12 protein-coding genes and 1 pseudogene are annotated in these 23,364 nt (G+C 53.7%); 12 read left to right on the top strand and 1 reads right to left on the bottom strand.

From position 1 onward, the window contains the following. Positions 1 to 3 precede the first annotated feature (3 nt). The 11 genes and pseudogenes from IPM52_05335 to IPM52_05285 all read left to right on the top strand — a co-directional run bounded on the left by IPM52_05335 (position 4) and on the right by IPM52_05285 (position 21,020). Complete coding sequence (locus IPM52_05335) at positions 4 to 1,482, top strand: RagB/SusD family nutrient uptake outer membrane protein (GenBank protein MBK9291030.1); 1,479 nt, start codon at positions 4 to 6, stop codon at positions 1,480 to 1,482. A 44-nt stretch (positions 1,483 to 1,526) separates the two neighbouring features. After that, on the top strand, positions 1,527 to 2,771 hold the full coding sequence (locus tag IPM52_05330; GenBank protein MBK9291029.1) for an Ig-like domain-containing protein: 1,245 nt from the start codon (positions 1,527 to 1,529) through the stop codon (positions 2,769 to 2,771). Between the two features lie 85 nt (positions 2,772 to 2,856). Then, a complete protein-coding gene (locus IPM52_05325; GenBank protein MBK9291028.1) occupies positions 2,857 to 4,821 on the top strand; it encodes an Ig-like domain-containing protein in 1,965 nt (654 codons plus the stop codon). 63 nt (positions 4,822 to 4,884) lie between these two features. Next, entirely contained in the window at positions 4,885 to 6,276 is a 1,392-nt protein-coding gene (locus tag IPM52_05320) for a Tat pathway signal protein (protein MBK9291027.1), read from the top strand. A gap of 7 nt (positions 6,277 to 6,283) precedes the next feature. After that, positions 6,284 to 9,478 carry a discoidin domain-containing protein gene (locus tag IPM52_05315; GenBank protein MBK9291026.1) on the top strand — a complete coding sequence of 1,065 codons (3,195 nt, stop codon included), beginning with the start codon at positions 6,284 to 6,286 and terminating at the stop codon, positions 9,476 to 9,478. A 21-nt stretch (positions 9,479 to 9,499) separates the two neighbouring features. After that, on the top strand, positions 9,500 to 11,254 hold the full coding sequence (locus IPM52_05310) for an MFS transporter (GenBank protein ID MBK9291025.1): 1,755 nt from the start codon (positions 9,500 to 9,502) through the stop codon (positions 11,252 to 11,254). A gap of 18 nt (positions 11,255 to 11,272) precedes the next feature. Beyond that, positions 11,273 to 13,717 (top strand): beta-galactosidase, encoded by a 2,445-nt coding sequence (locus IPM52_05305; protein MBK9291024.1) that lies wholly within the window; start codon positions 11,273 to 11,275, stop codon positions 13,715 to 13,717. After that, a complete protein-coding gene (locus IPM52_05300) occupies positions 13,701 to 17,012 on the top strand; it encodes a hypothetical protein (GenBank protein MBK9291023.1) in 3,312 nt (1,103 codons plus the stop codon). The genes IPM52_05305 and IPM52_05300 overlap by 17 nt, the downstream gene beginning before the upstream one ends. A gap of 10 nt (positions 17,013 to 17,022) precedes the next feature. Further along, entirely contained in the window at positions 17,023 to 19,329 is a 2,307-nt protein-coding gene (gene bglX / locus IPM52_05295; protein ID MBK9291022.1) for a beta-glucosidase BglX, read from the top strand. A gap of 29 nt (positions 19,330 to 19,358) precedes the next feature. Continuing rightward, positions 19,359 to 20,160: pseudogene (locus tag IPM52_05290) on the top strand (prolyl oligopeptidase family serine peptidase). Continuing rightward, complete coding sequence (locus IPM52_05285; protein ID MBK9291021.1) at positions 20,157 to 21,020, top strand: hypothetical protein; 864 nt, start codon at positions 20,157 to 20,159, stop codon at positions 21,018 to 21,020. The pseudogene IPM52_05290 and the gene IPM52_05285 overlap by 4 nt, the downstream one beginning before the upstream one ends. 6 nt (positions 21,021 to 21,026) lie before the next feature. On the opposite strand, the gene IPM52_05280 is transcribed toward IPM52_05285, so the two are convergent. Then, the gene (locus IPM52_05280; protein MBK9291020.1) at positions 21,027 to 22,076 is read right to left on the bottom strand and encodes an aldehyde reductase; all 1,050 of its coding nucleotides are present in this window, start codon (positions 22,074 to 22,076) and stop codon (positions 21,027 to 21,029) included. A gap of 183 nt (positions 22,077 to 22,259) precedes the next feature. On the opposite strand from IPM52_05280, the gene IPM52_05275 reads away from it, so the two are divergent. Continuing rightward, a complete protein-coding gene (locus tag IPM52_05275; protein MBK9291019.1) occupies positions 22,260 to 23,219 on the top strand; it encodes a bile acid:sodium symporter family protein in 960 nt (319 codons plus the stop codon). The last annotated feature ends 145 nt before the right edge of the window (positions 23,220 to 23,364 follow it).

Here is a 23,364-nt window from a genome sequence, read left to right as displayed (position 1 = left end):
GCCATGAAAAGAACTTTGATATACATCACAATTGGTTTGATTGCACTCAGCTCGTGCAAAGATTTTCTCGACATCAAACCTCAGGGTGAACTCACCCAGGAAGCATTCCCGACAACAGCTTCCGATGCCCTGCTGGCCACCAATGCCGTTTACGCCACGTTGCGCAACTGGCATTACCATTCCGGAGGTTATCCCATACTCGACATCATGTCGGACGACACCCACAAGGGCAGCAATCCCAACGACCAGCTCAACACCATAGGCCCTTATGATAATTTCACGATCACACCCACCCAGGATGGACTCGACCGCTGGTGGGCTGCCTTGTACGAGGGTATCAAACGCGCCAATGTGGTCATCGAGAAGGTGCCGCAGATCAATATGGATACCAACCAGCGTGGACGTTATGTGGCTGAAGCCCGCTTTTTGCGTGCACTCTACTATTTCGACCTGGTGAGGGCATGGGGAGGTGTGCCTCTGGTACTCACCACCACGCCCCCGCTCAAACTGCCTCGCAGCACGGCAGACGAGATTTATGCCCAGATTGAAAAAGACTGGTTGTTTGCGGCTTCCCGCCTGCCGGAAAAGAGCGAGTACAACAGCCAGGACCTCGGCCGGGCCAGCAAAGGCGCCGCAAAAGCTTTCCTGGCCAAGATGTACCTGTTCCGCAAAGATTATGTCAATGCAGAGCGCTACGCCCTGGAAGTAATCAACGGCCCTACATTGTATGACCTCGAACCCAACTTTGCCCATGCCAACTCACGCGAGGGCGAGCACGGCATAGAGTCGGTTTTCGAGATAGGTGCATTTGAAACGGAAAATGCATTGGGCAACCAGTATGCCAACACCCAGGGTGTGCGAGGCACACCAAACCGGGGCTGGGGCTTCAACCGGCCTTCGGAAAACCTCCGTTTCAGCTTCGAAAACAACGACCCGCGCATGAAACTCACCATCATCGACCTGGGCGATGTGATTGACGGAATTACCATCCTCGGCGATGGTTCCACTCCGGATTATGTGTACGACGAAAACGGAAACATCATCGAACGCGAGTGTTACAACCGCAAGGTGTGGATTCCGGGTTTGAGTACCAATACCCAGTTTGGGCACAACCGCCGCCTGATTCGCTTTGCCGATGTGCTGCTGATGGCTGCCGAAGCGCTCAACGAAAACAACAAACCCACAGAAGCCCTCGTTTATCTCAACCGGGTAAGGGCACGTGCCCGGATGGGAAACAATAACATACTGCCCGACATCGCTGTTACTGACAAAGACGCCCTGCGCAACCTCATCCTCGACGAACGTCGCCACGAGCTCGCCCTCGAGGGCCATCGTTTCTGGGACCTGGTGCGCACCGGTAAGGCGCCACAGGTGCTGGGACCACTTGGTTTTCAGGCCGGAAAACATGAGCTGCTGCCCATCCCGCAAAACGAGATCGATATCTCGCAAGGAACCCTGACACAAAACCCCAACTGGAATTAACCACTAATCCAAATCATTAAATGTTTCACCTAATCAAAAATGCTATGAAAAGTAAAAACCTGTTCGCAATCCTCCTGATGGCGCTGGCCGTCACTGCACTGATTTTTCAGGGCTGTAAAAAAGAAGACCCCGAGCTCACCCTCAAAGAGCTTAAAGCCGGCACCATCGACCTCAATGGCGCGACCTCGCCCAACAATGTGCCCGTGATGCCCACCATCGTAGCCACTTTCAGCACCGATGTGGATGCTGCTACCGCCACAGCTGCCAACATCAAACTCAAACAAGACTACGACAACACCGATATCGAAATCGACATCACGGTTTCGGGAGCAACCATCACCGTGAAACCCAAAGCAAACCTTGGAACAGGCACCCTCTACAAGCTCACTTTCAGCGGGGCCATTCAGAGCACCAAGCAGAAACCCCTCACCGCTTTTGAGCGTACCTTTACTACCGAAGGAACATTTGCGCCTTCGGGAGCAATTGCGCACTGGAAGTTCGAAAACAACGCTAATGATGCAGCGGGTAGTTTCAATCCTGCTGCTGCCGGTGTGGTTGACATTACCTATGTGAACTCGCGCAATACCGCAGCCGGCAAAGCTGCCAGCTTCAACGGCACCACCAGCATCATCGAAATCCCCAATGGCGACCAGCTGATCAACACCCGCAACTTTACCATCTCGTTCTGGGTGAAAGCCATGCCGCAGGACAAAGGTCATTTTGTACTTGGTTTGGGTGCGTTCTATGGCATTCAGTTCGAAATCTTCGGCGGTCTTGATGGCGCCAAGTTTGCCATCCGCTATGAGCTCGAGAATGGTGAAACCGTGTCGGAAGACATGTGGTTCCCGAGCAATGCGACATACAATGCCAATGGCGGCTGGCAGGGCTGGGACTTTGCCAAGTCGATTGCTCCGGATGATTATGTAGCTATGGTGAGCAACAAATGGCTCATGGTAACCTATACCTATAACGGCGACGCCAAAAAAGGAACGCTCTACTACAATGGCGAAAAGATGAAGAGCTTCGACTTCAACCTCTGGCCCGACGGCGATGCCAAACGTACCGTTAAAGGTATGAAATGGGGAGGCCAGATGCCTGATGTGAAGAATGAACTGGCCTTCGGTTTCATCCAGTCGCGTGCCGGCCAGATGTGGGCCAACGAGCCTTGGGGCGGATATCAGTTCCCGGGCGCCAACCACTTCAAAGGCGAACTCGACGATGTGCGCATCTATCACAAAGTGCTTACACCTGCCGAAATCGGCCTGATGTACGAATCGGAAAAACCTTGAGTGTTTAGTGTTAGTGAATTAGGTTAGCAGGGGAGGGGTGGCACCCGCTGCCCTTCCCCTTTTTTTTCAAATCAAACAAAGATCCATGACCCGACTGCAAACCGGTATTACATTAATAATCATTGCCTTAGCTATGCTTTCGGCCTGCAAAAAAGACAATGATGATCCCAAAGGCAGCCTGCAGCTGAGTCAGGCCAAAGCTGGCAATCGTGTGCTCGATCCGGCTGGTCCGAACAGTGGGATTGACCCGGCAGCAGAATTCCGGCTGAGTTTTTCGGCGCCCCTCAGGGTGAGCTCAGTGGCCGGCAGCATCAGCTTGCTTCAGGACAACGCAGCGGTGGAAGTGGATCATTTCTTTTCGGCCGAAAACCATGAGGTGGTGCTGCGCCCAAGGACCACGCTTCAGCGCGGCAAGACCTACGATCTGCAGATAAGCAACAAGCTTCGCGGTGCAGCCGGCGAAGGCTTTGACGGATTGACCATCAGGTTCAGCACCGTACCCGCCGAGCTCAGTTTACTGGGTATCACCATCAACGGGCGCGACTTCAGGCCACCACAGCAGGCTCGCAACATTCCTTATGAAGGCGCCCAGATTGTGGCCACATTTTCCGATCCCCTTGCTCAGGGATTTGAGCAACATATCATTTTCACTCCGGGAGCCAACATGCAGTTTCAGCTCTCGGACGACCGTAAGACATTGACCATCAATACCGGCGAACTCGACTACTACTGCAGGTACCTGATGGTGATTTCCTCCTCATTGCAATCGGCTGAGGGGGCGCCCTTTGCAGGATTTTCGAACCAGTTTATAACCGGCCTCAATCCAAACCCCAAACTGCCGCTCCTGACCGACGACCAATTGCTCGATCTGGTGCAGCTGCACACTTTCCGCTATTTCTGGGACTATGCCCATCCGGTGAGCGGCCTGGCCCGCGAAAGACTGGGCTCGGGCGAAACAGTTACCATTGGCGGAAGTGGTTTCGGACTGATGGGTATCATTGCCGGAGTGCACCGCAACTTTATCAGCCGTCAGCAGGCAGTGAGCCACTTCGACAAAGTGACCAACTTTCTGGCCAATGCCGACCGTTTTCATGGGGCTTGGCCCCACTGGCTCAACGGAAGCACCGGAAGGGTGCAGGCTTTCAGCCAGTTCGACAACGGCGCCGACCTGGTGGAAACCTCATTCATGGCTGCTGCATTACTTACCGTTCGTCAGTGGCTTAATCCGGAAGTGCCCGAGGAACATAATATTATCACAAGAATAAACAACCTGCTGGCAGGCATTGAATGGAACTGGTTTACCCGTAGCGGACAAAATGTGCTCTACTGGCACTGGTCGCCCAACCACGGCTGGGCCATGAACATGCAGGTAAAAGGTTACAACGAGGCCCTGATCACCTATTTCATGGCTGCCACATCCGAAACCTATCCGATTGAGGCACAGGTCTATCATCAGGGATGGGCTTCCAACGGGGGAATCATCAACAACAAACAGTTTTATGGCATCAACCTGCCGGTGGGTTTCGACTACGGTGGTCCGCTCTTTTTTGCCCACTACTCCTTCCTTGGCCTCGATCCGCGGAATCTGAGCGACCAGTATGCCAACTACTGGACACAAAATGTGAACCATACCCTCATCAACCGCGAGCATTGTGTGCGAAACCCTTACGGCCATGTGGGATATGGCGCCGACAGCTGGGGACTCACAGCCAGCGACGACCACACCGGCTACCGGGTGCACGAGCCAACGAACGACAACGGCACCATCACACCCACCGCAGCCCTGTCGTCCATCCCATTCACCCCGGAATACTCCATGCAGGCCATGCGTCATTTCTATTACATCCTGGGCGATAAGCTCTTTGGTGAGTATGGCTTCAAAGACGCGTTCAACCCGGGACAGGGCTGGTTTGCCAATTCCTACCTCGCCATCGACCAGGGGCCTATTCTGGTGATGATCGAAAATCACCGGTCGGGATTGTTGTGGAACCTGTTTATGTCGGCACCCGAAGTGCAGACAGCTATGAATAAACTTGGCTTCAGCTGGTGATTGAAGAATTAGTTATGTTGATGTAAGTTGCATTGAATCAATAAAATACACGATATGAAAAACATGTTATTGGTTGTGTTATTCGCAGCCATCCTGCTCGGATCATGCACACCAGGAAAGAACGAACAAACGGTTTTCAAGTCTTCCGGACGTATCAGTTATCCAGTTTCAACCGATGATGAGATGATGCTCGACAGCATACAACGTGCTACATTTCAGTTTTTTATGCATGAAATCCATCCTGAGTGGGGGATTACCAAAGACAGGGCAGCTTCCTGGTCGCCCTCGTCCATAGCTTCAACTGGCTTTGCCATACCGGTGTATGCAGTAGGCGCAGAGCGAAACTGGATCACACGCGAGGAAGCAGCCCGCAACACCCTCAACATCCTCAGGTTTTTTGATGGCAGCCTGCAAAGTGCCGACACCAATGCCACCGGTTACAAAGGTTTTTATTATCACTTTCTCAGGATGGACACGGGCACACGTGCATGGCAGTGCGAGCTTTCTTCCATCGACTCCGGCCTCCTTTTCATGGGGATGATCTTTGCACGCAACTACTACAACCAGGATACGGAAGAAGAAAAGGAAATCCGCAGGCTAGTGGCCGGCTTGCTCGGCAGGCTCGACTGGTCTGTTTTCGATATGCCCGAAGGCAGCACGCATCCACACACCATTTCCATGGGCTGGAAACCGGAGTCGGGTCCCATCAACTGGGGCTGGCATGGCTACAACGAAGGCCTTTTCCTTTATATCCTTGCGGCCGGAACCGGCATGCAGGATGTGGAGCGCAGCTACGATGCCTGGCTGTCGTACTACAAATGGAAAGAACCTTATCCGGGACTGGCTCATGTGGCTTTTCCTCCCCTGTTCGGTCACCAGTTCAGCCATATCTTCATCGATTTCAGGGGCATAGCGGACAAATACATGCGTGAGAAAGGCATTGATTATTTCGAAAACTCACGCAGGGCCACCCTCGCCCAACAACAATATGCCATTCAGAACATCCATGGCTGGAAAGGCTATGACTCGCTCACCTGGGGCATCACCGCCAGCGATGGTCCGGGCTCCGGTTACAATGCCGGTGGACGTGAATTTTATGCCTACGCCGGCCGTGGCGCCAGCGGACCGGACTACAATTATTTCGACGATGGAACCATCGCGCCCTATGCCTCCCTCTCGTCCCTTCCTTTTGCACCTGAAATTGTGTTTCCGACCATCCGCAACATTATTGCGCGACACGGCCAGCGAATCTGGGGTAAGTATGGGTTCTACGATGCTTTCAACGAGACTGCGGATTGGGTGAACGACGATTTTATCGGCATTGCGCAAGGACCCATGTTGCTGATGATCGAAAATTTCCGCTCCGGCCTGGTTTGGGATTATGTGATGAAAGACCCTGTGATTCAGGATGGTATGACAAAACTTGGGTTTAGCTACCTCACCAATAAAAAATGACCTGGTTATGGGCAAGATGAAAAGATTTCTGGTTCCGGCGCTGTTGGTTTGTGTTTCATTCATCCATAGTGCCAGGGCGCAGCAGATGTTGCTCGATGGAATGGAAAGTGCCGACGGATGGGAACTCATTCTGGCCGATGGGGTGGAAGCTTCCGTGCAGCCAGATCAGGGCAAGGTAGGAAAGGCCCTGAGGTTCAATTACGACTTTACCCGCGGCACAGGTTACGGAGGGATACAAAAACGAATCAGCCTCGACCTGCCCGAACATTTCGAGATCAGCTTCTGGCTCAGGGCTGAATCGCCTGCCAACAACTTCGAAATCAAGTTTATAGATGCAAGTGGTCACAATGTGTGGTGGGTTAACAACCGCAATTACGACTTTCCGGACGAATGGCAGCGCATCCGCATCAAACGCCGGCATGTGCATTATGCCTGGGGGCCGACCGAGGAACGGTACCTGAGCCGGATGGACAGGATTGAGTTTACGGTAGCCAGTTTTTTGGGCGGCAAAGGAAGTGTCTGGATTGACGATCTCCGGTTTGAACCGCTGGATGCTCCGCCTGCTGTTTTCCCCACACCAAAAATCACCGCCGGTCCCGGCCAGCGTGGCAGCAGGCCGGCGGCCATCATGGATGGGAACAAATCCACTGCCTGGCAAAGTAAACCTGCAACCGATATTGAAGTCGTGATTGATCTTGGCCTCAGGCGCGAGTTTGGCGGCCTGCATATCATGTGGTCAGGCAACAGACTTCCTCACAGGCTAAGCCTCGAAACCAGCCTCGACGGCAAACAATGGGAGCAAAGCTGGGAAGCCAGGTCCATACTGACGCGAAGCACCTACATCCCCCTCAGGGAGGCCGAAGCCGTAAAACTGCGCCTGAAAATAGGTTTTCCAGATCCACAATCGGTTGGCATACAAGAAATAGAGTTATTACCTGTGGAGGCTACCCTTCACCCGAACGAGCTGTTTCGTCTGAAAGCTAAAAACAGTCCGCGCGGGCTTTACCCCCGGTATTTCCTCGACGAAGCATGGTACTGGACGGTGACCGGGGTGAACAACGACACCCACGAAGGCATGATCAGCGAGGATGGGGTGGTGGAGGTGGACAAAGCCTTGTTCAGCATTGAGCCCTTGCTGGTGGTGGACGGAAAATATTACGACTGGAGCCAGGCTACCACAAGGCAAACCCTGCGCTCGCCCTGGGATGCCGGCGAATTTGCCTTCTCGCCCACGGTGGATATGGTGGCCGGCAATGTGAGGCTCACGGTTTCGGTGTCGTCGGACGGGGTGGCCAATAAAAACTCCAGACTAAACATAGGCTACCGGCTCGAAAACCTGACGGGAAAACCTACAGACGCAAGGCTCATCCTGATGCTCAGGCCATTTCAGGTGAATCCCTGGTATCAGTTTCTCAACCTTACAGGCGGTGCGGGAAAGATAGCTGCGATAAGCGAAACTGTGCCCGGCCGGCAGCTGAGGGTGGACGACAAAACGCTTAGCTTCAGCTTGCCATACAGGCGTTGGACTGCCGCTACCGGCAGGCAGGGAAATATTGCCGAGATAGCCCGCGGCCAGGCCTGGCCTCCGGCCGTACCCGTGCGCGATCCCGACCGCCTCGGGCAGGCCGCCCTGGAATTTTCGTTCAATCTGACCCCCGGACAGGTGGAAGAACTGTTTGCCACTGTGCCCTATCACCATCTTGATTCCCCAGCCCACTTGCCCAACAACGAAGATATGGCCGAAGCCTTCGATCGCGCTTCCGGATTCTGGGCCGATAAAATTGGTCATATCAACTTCAACCTTCCGCCCCAGGCCCGACCTATTGTGGACACCTGGCTGGCCAACCTGGTGTATATTCTGATCAACCGCGACAATGCAGGCATCCAGCCCGGCTCGCGCAGCTACGAGCGCAGCTGGATCCGCGATGGCTCGCTCACCTCATCGGCCTTGCTGAAGTCGGGCATCGCTCAGGAAGTCAAAGACTTCATCCGATGGTATGCGCCCTACCAATACGAAAATGGCAAGGTGCCCTGTGTGGTCGATTTTCGCGGACCGGATCCCGTGCCCGAACACGACAGCCACGGACAGCTCATCTACCTGATCAGGGAGTATTTCAATTTTACAGGCGATACAGCTTTCCTGCGCGAAATGAATCCTTATGTGCTCAACGCAGTGCGCTACATCGAATCGCTCATTGCCGAGCGCAGCACCGACCATTACCGCCTGGGCAACGACAGCATTCGCGCGCACTACGGCATTGTGCCCGAAAGTATCAGCCACGAAGGCTATTCCGAAAAACCCATGCACTCGTATTGGGATAACTTTTTTGTGATCAAAGGTTTGAAAGATGCGGCTGAGATCCAGCGTATCCTTGGTCATAAGTCAGATTATCAGCATATTGCGCAGGTGCGCGATAAGTTTACTGTGGATCTTTACAACTCCATCCGGCTGGCCATGCAGGTGCGTGGTATCAACTACATCCCGGGTTGTGTGGAACTGGGCGACTTCGATGCCACCTCGACCACGGTAGCGCTCACCCCATGCAATGAGTATCAGCACCTTCCAAAACCGGAGGTTTACAACACCTTCGACAAATATTTTGAGTTTTTTGTGAAACGGCGCGACGGCTTGCTCGAGTGGGTGAATTATACCCCTTACGAAAACAGGCTGATCGGTTCGTTTGTGCTGCTCAACCAACCTGAAAGGGCACATCAGCTGGTTGATTTCTTTCTGGCCGACCGCCGTCCGCAAGGCTGGAAACACTGGGCTGAAGTGGTTTGGAAAAATCATCGCGAACCCCGCTTCATAGGCGATATGCCACATACCTGGGTGGGCAGCGATTTTATCAATGCCATCCGCTCCATGTTTGTGTACGAAGACGAGCTCGACCAGTCGCTGGTACTGGCAGCGGCTTTGCGCCAGGATTGGATAGATTACCCCGGCGGCATGTCGGTCGAAAACCTGCCAACTTATTATGGCGATGTCTCCTACAGCATCATCCGCGAAGGCGATACCTATATCATTGACCTGCAGGGCGATCTGCGATTGCCAGCCAATGGGATACGTATCCGGAACTTCAACGGCGGGCGCATGCCTTCAGAGGTGCGCATCAATGGCAAGGTGGTGACCAATTACACCTCCGATCTTATCAATGTACCTGCATCGCCGGCGCGCATCGAGATCAGTTATAAGGAACAATAATCCAAAATAAGGCCCAAGCCTATGCAAAAGACATCACGTGCCGGAGGGAGAATCAGTCTTAATCAGTTGGCTGCATATGGGTCGGGGGGCATCATCCCCATCGCCCTGTTCAATATTGCCGGCATTCTCGTCGGGTTGATGGGCAACATCAGTCTGGGGCTGAGCGCCTTCTGGCTGGGCCTGATTCTCATCATACCCCGGCTTTGGGATGCGGTTTCCGATCCCATCATCGGGCACATGTCCGACAATGCCCGCACCCGTTGGGGGCGGCGCAGGCCGTTTTTGCTGGCAGGCGGGCTGCTCGTGGCTTTCTTTTTCGTGACCATGTGGTGGATTCCGCGGGGCGAATGGGTGCGCGGGATGTTTCCGTCCGAAGTTAGTTTTCAGGCCTTTCAGCTGGTTTATATCCTTGTATCGTTGCTGCTGTTTTTCACAGCCTGCACCATCTTCGAAATACCGCATGGAGCGCTGGGCATGGAAATGACCCAGGATGTGCACGAGCGCACCCGACTGTTTAGCGCCAAGAGCTTTGTAGGTAACCTGTTCGCCATGAGCACCCCCTGGCTGTTTGCCCTGGCCAATATGGAGTTTTTCAAAGGCCCTGGGGGCAACGAAGCCGATGGCATGCGCTATGTGTCGCTCATGGTGGCTGCCCTGCTGGTACCCCTTTCCATCTGGTGGTTTGTCAGCCTGCGCGAGCCGGGTTTTGCAAGGGTCTCGACACAGCAAAAAACCAACTTCTGGGCCGATTTCCGCCACGCCTTCCGCAATCGCAATTTTATCTACCTCACCCTCACCATCTTCACCCTGGCTATGGGATTCAACTTTGTGAGCCTGCTCGGATCGTATATTCCCATTTTTTATGTATTCGGAGGCGACAAAGTGGCAGGTTCGTGGCTGCTCGGCATCAATGGTACCATCTGGGCGGTGACCGGACTTGTGGCAGTTTTTCCGCTCAACTACATCAGCCCCCGCATCGGAAAGCGCAACACCCTGCTGCTGGCCATCGGCCTCATGGTGCTGGCGCAACTCTCAAAAATTGTGTGCTATAACCCCGATTATCCCTACCTGATCATCATCCCAACTATTCTGCTGTCGGCAGGTATGTTGTTTTTTTTCACACTGGGGTCGTCCATGGTTGGCGACATCTGCGACGAAGACGACCTGCAAACGGGTATGCGCACCGAAGGCAGCTTTTACTCCATTTTCTGGTGGTTCATCAAGATGGGCACCGCCCTGGCAAGTTTTGTGGCAGGCGCGCTCATTGTGTTCACAGCCTTCGACGAAACGCAGGTCACCCGTGTGGATGCCCTGCAGGGAAGCATCAGGGAGATGCAGGTGACGCTCGAAAGTTACACCAACGGCAAAGCCACAACAATCGACATGGCAGCCATGACGGACAAGGTAAACGCCAGGGCAGGTGAGCTGGAGAGCCATTTCGAAAACAAAGCACAACAGTCGAAACCCGACCGCGCTGCACATTACCGGAGCCTCAGTGAGGAACTTAATGCGCTGAAATCCAAGGTGGCGGGAATGCAGGAGCTGAATCCGAAGCAAGCCCTGGAGCTCATTGCTCAGCTGGAGCCATACCTCCACAAGCTGAAAAAGCAAAGCGGATATACCATGCTAATGATGCGGGTGGTCGAAATCGGCATCCCGGTGCTGCTCAGCCTGTTTTCGGTTTTCTTTATTTTGCGTTACACATTAACGGAGAGCAGGTCAATGGAAATCAAGCAGTTGCTTGATGAGCGCAAGGCTCTGCAAGAAGGGAAATAACTAAACGAGTATAAAATCATGGAGTTTAAACCAGGAGAAGGTTATTTTGTACAGGACGGGAAGCCGGTTTTTTTGCTTTCCGGGGAGATTCATTATTTCAGGATAGACAAATCTTTGTGGGACACGCATCTGGCCGGTGCCGCAGAGGCAGGACTGCGCACGGTGAGCAGCTATGTGCCCTGGGGCTGGCATGAGCCGGAGGAAGGTTTGTTCGATTTTGACGGGCGCACCCATCCGCAGCGCGACCTGAAAGCCTGGGTGGAAGCTTGTTCGCGCCATGGGCTTACATGCATCCTCAAGCCAGGTCCTTTCATTCTGGCCGAGTTTCGCGGCGCAGGCCTGCCCGATTGGTTTGTGAACCAATATGCCGAAGCTGTGCGCATGCGCAACAGCCGCAACGAGATGGTTCCCAGCGACGGGGTCAACCTCTTTCATCCCGAATACCTGAAATATGTCGAACGTTGGTACGACCACATCATTCCTTTTATTGCCGAAAGGCAGGCATCCAAAGGCGGGCCGGTCATCATGATTCAGCTTTGCAACGAGATTGGTGTCTTTTCATGGCTTGCCCACCAGGCCGACTACAGCCAGGCTACCCGTACACGTTTCATCGGCTGGCTTCGGAAGACCTATCCCGGGATTGATGCACTCAACAAGGTCTGGGGCACGGAATATCAGGATTTTACGCAGGTGGACCTGCCTCCCGATGGTCGGATGCCATACAGCGATGCCGCCGATCGCGCCCGCGATTACGACTGGCATATGTTCTGGCGTACGGTTTACGGCGACTACCTCAGGATGCTCACGCAAATGGTACGAGCGCGTGGCCTCGGGGTGCCGCTTTACCACAACCTCCCGGGCTGGATATTTGGCCATGGATATGAGTTTCCGGTAAACCATACCATGTACGACGACCTGTACGGCGATAAAAGCGAGCTGATTTTCGGTGTGGACCACATCCCGGAGTTTCTCAGCTACCGCAACATGCACGACGACCGCATTATCAACGACATCACCCTGGCCATGCAGGGCAACAAACCCCTGTTTGCCGCAGAGTTTCAGAGCGGCTCGCGCGAATATCATGTGGTGACCAACCCCCGTGAGATGGAGTTGTTCTACAAAGCCAGCATCGCCCACGGACTGAAAGGATGGAATTATTACATGTTCTCGCAGGGAAAAAATCCTCCCCGCAAGGGCTATTCGGGCGACACCTTTTACTGGTTTAATCCCTTGCTGGCCGACGGCTCGCGCACCTCAGCCTTCGACCTGGTGCAACATACCAACCGCCTCATCAGCACCCTTGAGCCACTCATTCTGAGTGCTGAGCGCCATGCCGAAATATGTGTGCTCTTCTATCCTCCCTATTATGCCACTGAACTGGAGCGCCCCGAAGCCGGCGCATCCGGGCTGAATTTTGTGCCTGCATCCATCCGCCGCCAGGCATGGTTCGACGGGCTTCTCAAGGCCCTGCAGGTGCTCAACATCGACTACGACATGGCCGATCTGACGCGCACAAGCGCCGGAAAATTAGCTCAGTATAAACAGGTGTGGGCTTTTGCTACTGATGAAATGGATGCGCCGGCCCAGCAGATACTTGTGGACTATGCTTCCGGTGGCGGGCAGCTCGTAGTGTTCCCCACCTTGCCCGACAGGGACCTCCGCCAGCAAAGCTGCACCCTGCTGCGCGATGCACTCGGCATCCGGCCGGCCGGCAGCGAATCCATCGACTCGCCCCTGATCGACATCATGCAGCTAAACGACATCAAATGCGCCAACCCGCAAATGGTTTATAATGAGATGGATATAAAAAGAGGACGCGTGATTGCACGAACCTTGTCCGGAGCTGTGTGCGGCTGGCAACTGCCACTCGGGCAGGGAAGTGTGATTCACCTGGGCACCTGGCTTGGTTTCGACACCGAAGGTCACCTGCCGGCCTACAAAGCCCTGCTTGACCTCTCCGAAGCCCGGCAGCAGCTGGCCACAGCCACCCATCCGCTGAGTGTGCGGCAACGGTTTACCAAGAAAGGCAGCGGCGTTTTATTCATCGCCAATTACTACAACGAGCCGCAAACCGGCAAGGTAAGCTATACGCATCCGGTTACAAATCAGCCTGTTTCCATTCCTTTCGGGGGAGGCGAAATACTCTGGCCACCATTGTACGGCCTGCTCTCGCCACTAAACATGGAGCTGCTACCCGGCATCCGGATGCTGCACACCAGTTCGGATCTGTTGGAAATCCGGGCTACCGAGCTAGGTATTCAACTGGTGCTCAGGGGCGACCGTGACCTGATGGGAGAAATCGTGCTTGTGGGAGAACGCCTGAAGGAAATATCACAAATCTTAAACAATGGGAAAGAGCAGTTCTTTACCATGCACGAGGGACACCTGCTCATGCGCTACCATCATCCGCATCAATCGGACCTTCAACTTGAGATACATCTGAATCATGGAGATAAGCAATAGCAAAGGACTCAAAATCAGTGTGTTGCCCAATGGCACAGTGGGTGAAATAAATCATGGCAAGATCCGGATAAACCTCCGCCCGGCCAGCATTCACGGAGCTTCGGGAGCGGGTGTGTATTTGCGCCTGCACGGAGAGCAGATGCACCTGCTTGCCCTCACAGGCCCCACAATCAAAGGATCTTTCGGGTTGTCCGACAATAAGTTGTATTGGCAAACGGAATCCGATGGACTCAGGTGCCTGACCGAGCTAAAGCTCTCGCCCGACGAAACGGCCTGGATGTGGAGCATGATCGTGAGTAACACAAGTCACAAGCAAGTTACTTTCGATGCCATCTGTTATCAGGATGCCGGCTTGCGCCAGGCAGCGCCCCTCGTCAATGAGTATTATGTGAGCCAGTACACCGAGCGGCGCATTTTCGACAGTGAGTTTTATGGCAAGGTCGCCGTTTGCCGGCAGCACATGCGCGAAGCAACGGGACATCCCTGGTTGCTCATGACCAGCCTGGAAGGAGCTGTGGCAGGGGCCACCGATGGGGCGCAGATTTTTGGCCCGGCCAACAGGCAGTCACGGTTTCCCCACGGATTGTTAGCCCCGGTCCTGAGCGGCGAGTATGCGGGCGAGTCGTCATTGCTCGCCCTGCAATCCAAAGCAGTCACGCTCAATCCCGGATCGGGTATTGTGCTGAGGTTTTTGTTCATTTTCATGGAAAACCATCCTGAGCCATCTGCCGAAACTGATTTGCAATTCATCCGGCCCGTGCTGGGCAGCTTCGATGCCATCAACCCCCTGCCTTATCTTCCCTGGAAACAAAGTCCGGCCATCAGTCCTTTCAATCCGCCACATTATGCCGAAGCACGCGAGCTCACGGAGGATGAGCTGAACAGCTATTTCGGGACAGAACGGCTGCACGCCGAATACCATCATGCCCGCCTGCATTCTTTTTTTGCAGCCAATGGCAATCATATTGTGCTGAAAAACAAGGAGCTGTTTGTTGATCGCCCGCACGGACATATCATCCGTTCAGGATGGGGGTTGCTTCCTGACGAAAATATCATGTCCACAAATCCTTTTATGGCTGGTGTGTTCAATGCCCATGTCACCGCCGGAAATACCAACTTCAACGTCCTGCATTCGGTTTACTCCAACCAGTTTGGCCTGCCTTCGCCTAATGGACAACGCGTTTTTGTGAAAATCCATAACCGTTGGTTACTGCTTGGGTTGCCTTCGGCTTTCGAAATGGGATTCAACTACTGCCGTTGGATTTATCATATTGAAGATATTGTCGTTGAGGTGGTTACGTGGACATCCACCGAAATCCACCGGGTGAATTTCCGCCTCAGGGTGCTGCAAGGTGCGCTAACTGATTTTAGGATAACCAACCACTTCGATCCGGGGCCAAACTATACTGTTTCACTCAATAAAAACCTGGGTGGATGCATGTATCCGGATCCCGACTCGCTCCTGGGCAAGCAGTTTCCGCATTCATGTTTTTCGGCACGGCTTGATCAGTTCGACGGCCTTGTAGAAACCCTGGTCGAAAAGACCGAAGGAGCTGACGGACCATTGTTGGTGCACGTGTTTACCGGCTGCAGAAATATTCAGATTTCGTTCCGGTTCTGCCCTCAGGGACAATCTGACGATACGCAGGTTGCCGTTTTTGAAAATGAAGCTTTGCCGGCAAGGTCGGGCTTTGCACGGCTCACCGGCAACCTCAGCCTCAGTGGCGGGCATGCCGACATCCAGGCCCTGAACACCATCCTGCCCTGGTATGCCACCAATGCCCTCACCCATTACCTCACACCATACGGGCTGGAACAGTTTGGCGGTGCAGCCTGGGGCACGCGCGATGTGTCGCAGGGGCCGGTCGAACTTTTGCTTAGCCTTGGCAGATACGACGAGGCCAGGCAGGTGTTGCGCACCATTTTCCGCAACCAGCATCCCGACGGAGGATGGCCTCAATGGTGGATGTTCGACAGCTATGCCCGCATTCGTGCCCACGAAGCACATGGCGATATCACCTATTGGGTGATGATTGCTTTGGCAAACTACCTGGTACAAACCGGTGACTACGGTTTCCTCGATGAGCAGATAGCTTGGTATAATCCAGATATTCAGGTATTTGAATCGTCTGACCCGCTCATACAACACGTGGAGCGTTGGCTGAAGATGATCACAGACTCTTTCCTGCCCGGTACTTCACTGGTGCCTTTTGGTGGAGGCGACTGGAACGACTCTTTGCAGCCGGCCTCCCCGGAACTTGCAGCACGTCTTATCTCATCCTGGACAGTGCAGATGTGTTATCAGGCCTTCCGTTCGCTTGCTGCTGCCCTGAAACCTACGGTGCATACCGCTCTTGCTGACCGGTTGATCCAGCTCAGCACACTGGTGCGCAACGACTTTCACAAACATCTCGTCAAAGACGGGGTGGTGGCAGGTTATGGCAGGCTCGAAGACGATGGCCGCATCAGCCTGCTGTTGCATCCGGAGGACCAGCTAACCGGCATTCGATACAGCATTCTGCCCATGAACCGCGGGGTGCTCAGTCATATTTTCGACCCTGTGCAGGCCGGCAATCATCTGAATATCATTGAGGCGCACCTCAAAGGTCCGGATGGGGCAAGGCTGATGGATAAGCCCTTGAAATACAGCGGGGGAAAGATGCGTATCTTTCAGCGGGCCGAGACCAGCACCTACTTCGGACGGGAAATCGGGCTGATGTATGTGCACGAACATATCCGCCATGCCGAAGCGCTCTCTTTGCTTGGTGAAGCCAAAGCGTTTGTGAAAGCACTTCGCCAGGCCATCCCTGTGGATTATGCCTCCATAGTGACCAATGCTGCCCCGCGGCAATCCAATTGCTATTACAGCAGTTCCGATATCGTATTTGCCAACCGCTACGAAGCCGATGAGCAATATCACCTGCTCAATACCGGTAAGTTTGTGCTGCGTGGCGGCTGGAGGGTCTATTCCAGCGGACCGGGAATCTTTGTGGCGCTCATCATCACCAGGCTTCTGGGAATCCGCCTCACAAAGAACCAGTTGCATATCGACCCCGTGATGCCGAAATCTTTCGATGGCCTGGAAGCTTCCTTTCAGCTCTTTGGCAAACCGGTAACGCTTAAATACCATGTAAAAGAACGTGAGTTTGGACCTCAAAAGATCCTGCTCAATGGCCGCATGCTCACCTTTGCCAGCGAGCGGCAACTCTACCGTCCGGGTGCAGCAGTTTTTGCAGCCGACGGCATAAAACTTCTGTTCAAAGAGGATCACAACTTACTTGAGATTTATCTGTAAAATCTACTTCATGCTTGTTAAAAATTTCATATTCAGCATTATAGCGTCCTTAGTATTTGTTTTCGCCTGCCAGCCCGTGAGGCAAGGAGGCAGCGAACAGGAGCGCATGGATGCCCGCATTGCAGAGCTGATGTCGCAAATGACGATGGATGAAAAGATTGGTCAGCTCAACCTGTTGGCGGGTTACGAGGACATCATCACAGGCGAGGCACGCTCTTCGGCTGTTGGCAGCAAAATTGCCGACGGACAGGTGGGTGCCATCCTCAATGTGCGCAGTCCGGAGAAGATCCGCGAGTTGCAGCGCATTGCCGTCGAGGAGTCGCGGCTGGGGATCCCGCTTCTTTTTGGGCTGGATGTGATCCATGGTTACCGGACGGTTTTTCCTATCCCGCTGGCTATGGCAGCAAGCTTCGACACCGCACTGGTCAGGCAATCGGCACGCATAGCTGCCATCGAGGCTACAGCAGATGGCATTTGCTGGAACTTCTCGCCCATGACCGACCTGAGTCGCGACCCGCGCTGGGGCCGCATTGCCGAGGGTTCGGGCGAAGACCCATGGCTGGGAGCACGCATGGCGGAGGCTTTTGTGCGCGGCTATCAGGACGATGACCTTAGCCGGAACAACACCCTCATGGCCTGTGTGAAGCACTTTGCCCTCTATGGCGCATCGGAAGCCGGGCGCGATTACAACACGGTAGATATGAGCCGTGTACGAATGTTTAACGAATATTTCCTGCCCTATCAGGCGGCCATAGAGGCCGGAGCCGGCAGCGTGATGACAGCATTCAATGAGGTGGATGGCATCCCCGCCTCGGGCAACCGATGGCTGCTCACCGAGCTGTTGCGAAATCAATGGGGTTTCGATGGTTTTGTGGTCACCGACTATACAGCCATCAATGAAATGGTTGACCACGGGGTGGGCAATTTGCAACAGGTATCGGCCATGGCACTCAAAGCCGGTGTGGACCTCGACATGGTGGGCGAGGGCTTCCTGACCACCCTTAGAAAATCCCTGCAGGAAGGCCTCATCTCCGAAGCCGATATCGACCAGGCATGCCGCAGGGTACTCCGGGCAAAATTCAAACTCGGTCTGTTCGACGACCCCTACCGCTATATCAGTAAAGAAAGATCTGAAAACGAGATTTTTACTGATGCCCATAACGAATTTGCGCGCAAAATGGCCCCTTCCACCTTTGTGCTGCTCAAAAACGACTACAACCTGCTGCCGCTCGAACCCAAAGGACGTATTGCCCTTGTGGGACCACTGGCCGACAACAGGCTGAACATGGCCGGCATGTGGAGCGTGGCCGTGAACCACGATGAAAGCATCACAGTGCGCGAAGGGTTTGAGCGGCTTGCCGGCAACCGGGCTGAATTGCGTTATGCACGTGGCGCCAATATCACCGACGATCCTATGCTCGACAAAATTACTGCCGTGAGGGGCGTCCCGGGTATCGACAAACATCGTAGTCCCGCGCAGTTGCGGAAAGAAGCCGTTGAACTTGCTCGCTGGGCCGATGTGGTGGTGGCGGTGATGGGCGAGGGCGCCGAAATGTCGGGCGAATGCGCCAGCCGGACCGATCTTGCACTACCCGGAAGCCAGCAGCAGCTCCTCAAAGAACTGGTGGCCACAGGTAAGCCGGTGGTGCTGGTTTTGTTTACCGGCCGGCCGCTCACCCTCGAATGGGAAAATCAACATATTCCTGCCATACTCAATGTGTGGTTTGGCGGCACCCAGTCAGGAAACGCGGTGGCCGATGCCGTGTTTGGCCTGGCCAACCCTTCGGGTAAACTGCCGGTAAGCTTTCCGCGAAATGTGGGTCAGATTCCTGTTTACTACAATCACAAAAATACCGGACGGCCGCTCGAACCCGGCAAATGGTTCCAGAAATTCCGGTCTAATTACCTCGATGTGCCCAATGAACCCCTGTATGCTTTTGGCCACGGCCTCAGCTATACCACCTTCACCTATGGCCAGCCCGAAGTAAATAAAGCAAAACTTGCTGGCAACGACACCCTTACGCTCAGGGTGAGCCTGACCAATACTGGCCAAAGGGCGGGGGAGGAGGTCGTCCAGCTTTATATACGCGATGTGGTGGCCAGCATCACCAGGCCGGTGAAAGAACTCAAAGGTTTCAAAAAGGTGATGCTCAATCCGGGCGAAACAAAAGAAATCGAATTTGTGGTAACGACAGAATTGCTGAAATTTTACAATTCCGATCTCGTTTATGACTGGGAACCAGGCGAGTTCGAGCTGATGGTTGGTGGTTCGTCCGACCGCACGCAGTCGGTTTATGTGGTTTGGAATAAGCGCTAAAGACTAACTTTGCCTCAAATGCCTGAACTATGAAATTCCTTGCCTTTTTGCTGGTTGTTTTTTTCCTGTTTTTGTTCCCCAGGGCAAAGGCTCAGCAGCATCACTTCAGTTCGTCGGCCTACAGCAAAGGCGACAAAGTGCTGCCATTTCGCATCATGTATCCTGAGGAATTTGAAGTTTCCGGCAAATATCCGCTCATACTTTTCCTGCACGGGGCAGGTGAGCGGGGTACCGACAACGAAAAGCAACTGGTGCACGGGGCGCAATTTTTTGCACAATACAACAGAAAAGACTTTCCGGCTGTGGTTGTGTATCCGCAATGCCCTGAGGATCAGTACTGGGCAGCGGTCGATTTTACCTGGCACCCCGACGGCAGCCGCACCTTCGCCTTCCGTCCCGAAGGCGAGCCTACCTGGCCCATGCAGCTGGTCATCAGCTTGCTCGACAGCCTGATGACTACCCCATGGATTGACCAGTCGAGGATCTATGTGGGCGGACTCTCCATGGGTGGTATGGGAACCTTTGAGCTGATATTTCGCCGGCCCGAAATGTTTGCCGCTGCCTTTCCGGTGTGTGGCGGGGGGTAAGCCCGAAACGGCGGCCTTCTTCGCTGCTAGGGTGCCGGTTTGGGTGTTTCATGGCGATGCCGATCCGGTGGTGCCGGCCGATCTGAGCCTGCGCATGGTGGAAGCTTTGCAGCAAGCCGGCGCATCGCCCCGTTTGACGCTTTATCCTGGCGTCGGACACAACGCGTGGGACTACACTTTCAAGGAGACGGAGCTGATTCCCTGGTTATTTTCTCACTCCAAATCAGCTGAAAATCACCGATGAGGAGGCTGTTTCTTGGGTTGTGCCTTGTGGCTTTTCTGGTGCAGGGAGCTGCAGCTCCCAAGGAACAATACCGCCTGACCAGAATCGCCAAACTTGAAGGCGAACCACTTCAACTGCAATGGGATGCCCTGGCAGGTTCGCTGCTGATAAGCCTCCGAACCGTGGATAATATCAGACATTACCACCTCAGGCCCGGAGATACGCTCCTGCAGGAAATCACTTTTCCAGCTCAACCGTTATGGATCACTCCCCATCCGGCAAATAAGGCCTGGGCAGGGGCATCTGAATCCGGAAACCCTTGGTATGCTGGTGATTACAGGTTCTTGTCGCGTTTTCCACGTCGAAAGATTGTGCTTCAACAACCGGCCTTCAACAGTGCCGGAAACCTTTTGGCCATGAGCGGGCAGACACCTTATGAACAGTTGTGGCGCCTGATAACCTACGACCTGAAATACGATAACCTCAATGTCATGACGCACCTGCCCGGGGGTGTGGCTTATCCAAACTGGTCGCCCAAAGGAAGTTACCTGGCTTTCGTATTGCCCACAGATCATCCCTTCAGGAAATCTGTTGGCACGGTGCGATGGGATGGCACTGGGTTTCAGTTGCTGGCTTCCGACAGTCTGAGCTTTGAGTTTGCTTCCTGGCCCGACAGCGAGCAGTACCTGCTTATTACAGCCAAAGGTCAGACGCACTGGAAGTTAATGCGCCGTCACCTGTCGAGCGGCGGTTGGACAGAGCTTTTTGAAAGCGAATCGGAATTGCGTTTTGCCCTTTGGATTCCGCGAATGCGAAAGATTGCTTTGCTGAAAAAAGAAGATTCAGCCTGGTGGCTATGTCTTCTGGAAGAGGCAGAATGAGCCTGATTACACAAGTTTTGCAGCAATCATCTGCTCAAACATTTCGGTAATTGACTGTTCCACAGGGCGATACTTCATTCCGAGCTCGCGCAGCGATTTCGTATTATCCACTTTCCAGGGTTGCCCCATATTGTGGCTCACCATGCTGCGGCTCAGTCCGGCCAGGGGTGCCATCAGCCAGACCAGACCGTTGGGCAATGTACGCTTGGGGAAAGGGTATTTGTTGCTGTATTTCTGCCTGAGGATTTCCGCCAGCCCAAGCAGGCTGCTTTCGCGGGCCGAGATGATATTGCGGCCTTTGGCGGAGGGCAGAAAGCCCGCACGGTAGTGTGCCTCCGCCAGATCGCGCACATCCACAACCCCGATGGTGAAATCGGGTGCACCAAAGCGCAGCATGCCATTGGCCATCTGACGCACAATGTTGAAGCTTTCGGCATTGGCATGCGCTTTAAGGCCCGGACCGATGACAAAGGACGGATTGATGACTACCAGTTCCCATCGGCTCTGAGCTTCAGCGAGTTCCCATGCTTTTCGTTCGGCAAGTGTTTTCGAATAACTATAGGGCTGATGTTTCAGGCTGGAGGTGGTATTCCAGTGGGCTTCAGTAGCTTTACCGTCGGGATATTGCCGGCATTCCACGGCATCGCCTATGATGGCTGCCACACTGCTTGTGAGCACCACACGGCGCACCGTTTCGCAGCGGTTTACCGAACGGAGCACGTTTTCGGTGCCTTTCACAGCCGGTTCAATCAGGTCGCGCTGCGGATCTTTGACCTTGTTAAAGAATGGCGAGGCAGTGTGAAACACGATTTCACAGCCTTGCATGGCCTCATCGAAGCTGCCGTCGGACAGCAGGTCGGCTGCAAAAAGTTTCAGCCTGCCCTCTGCACTTCCCCCGAGTTGCAGCAAATGCGCCACTGCCTCGCGCTTGTGCGGGTTGCGCACCGTGGCATGCACCACATGGCCTTCGTTTAGCAACTTCTCCACCAGCCTGCCGGCTACGTATCCGCTGGCTCCGGTAACCAAAACGGTCTTTTGATCCGATTTTCTATCCATCAGCATACTTTTTCAAATATGACAATCAATAAACGTGAAAGTTCAACACCCTTGGGCCAATAATTTGAATGGTTGTTTAAATTGTTGAAATCTAAATGTTAAGATAAAATTTTTTGACAAATAAGACCTGAATTGCTGCATTAAGCACAAAGTAACATAACTTGCCGGCAAAATAGCGGGCTTATGTTCGAAAAACTTGCACTCATCGACAACGTCAGGCTTAATTTCAGCGAGGGCGGACTGCTTTACATGAATGTGACACTGGCATTTATCATGTTTGGGGTGGCCATGGACATCAAAAAGGAAAATTTTGTGGCCATGGTACAAAATCCAAAGTCGGCCCTGCTGGGAATTTTCTCGCAGATCGTGTTGTTGCCGGCCCTCACTTTTCTGCTGGTCATCATGCTCAATCCGCCACCATCCATAGCCATGGGGATGATCCTTATCGCAGCTTGTCCCGGGGGTAACATCTCAAATTTCATCTCGGCGCTTGCAAAAGCGAATGTCGCCCTGTCGGTAAGCCTGACAGCTTTCTCCACGCTTTCGGCCACGCTGGTCACTCCTATCAATTTTGCCTTCTGGGGCGGGATGTATGTGGATTATTACCAAAAAGCCCGCCACCTGAACATTCCGATAGAAATTGATTTCCTGCAAATGGCGCAAACGGTATTTATTCTGCTTGGTATTCCCTTGATGCTGGGCATGTGGGTAGGACACAAATATCCCGCCTTTGTGGACAAATACAGAAAGAAAATCCGTGTAGCCTCCATATTCCTCTACATGACCTTCATTGTGGGAGCGCTGGTGGCCAACGCCAAATTTATTGACGACATCATCATCCCGCTTGGCATTGTGGTGATGCTGCTCAATGCCCAGACGCTGTTTACCGGCTATCTCACCGGCACATTGTTCAAAGTGTCGCGAGCCGACCGACGTACGCTGGCTATCGAAACCGGAATTCAGAACTCGGGTCTGGCTTTGGTACTCATTTTCAATCCCAAGCTCTTCAATGCCAACGGGGGCATGGCATTCATGGCGGCATGGTGGGGCATCTGGCAAATGGTAACCGGCATCGGACTGGCCCTGATTCTCGCCAAAATGCGCCTGCCCATGGTAGCCGAAGAAAGGGTAAGCGCCGACTAAGCCGCGATCAGCTCCACAGTGCAATCACTCACCGCTCAGAATTCCTAATTCCTAATTCCTATATTCAAAGATTCGGTACGAACCAATCACTATTCAGAATTCAGGATTCCTAATTCCTAATTCAAAAATTCTTCACGAACTATCC

Source organism: Bacteroidota bacterium, from assembly GCA_016715945.1.
GTDB lineage: Bacteria > Bacteroidota > Bacteroidia > Bacteroidales > F082 > JALNZU01.
The sequence above is the reverse complement of the archived record's forward strand: the minus strand, read 5'-3'. Positions and strand labels throughout refer to the sequence as shown.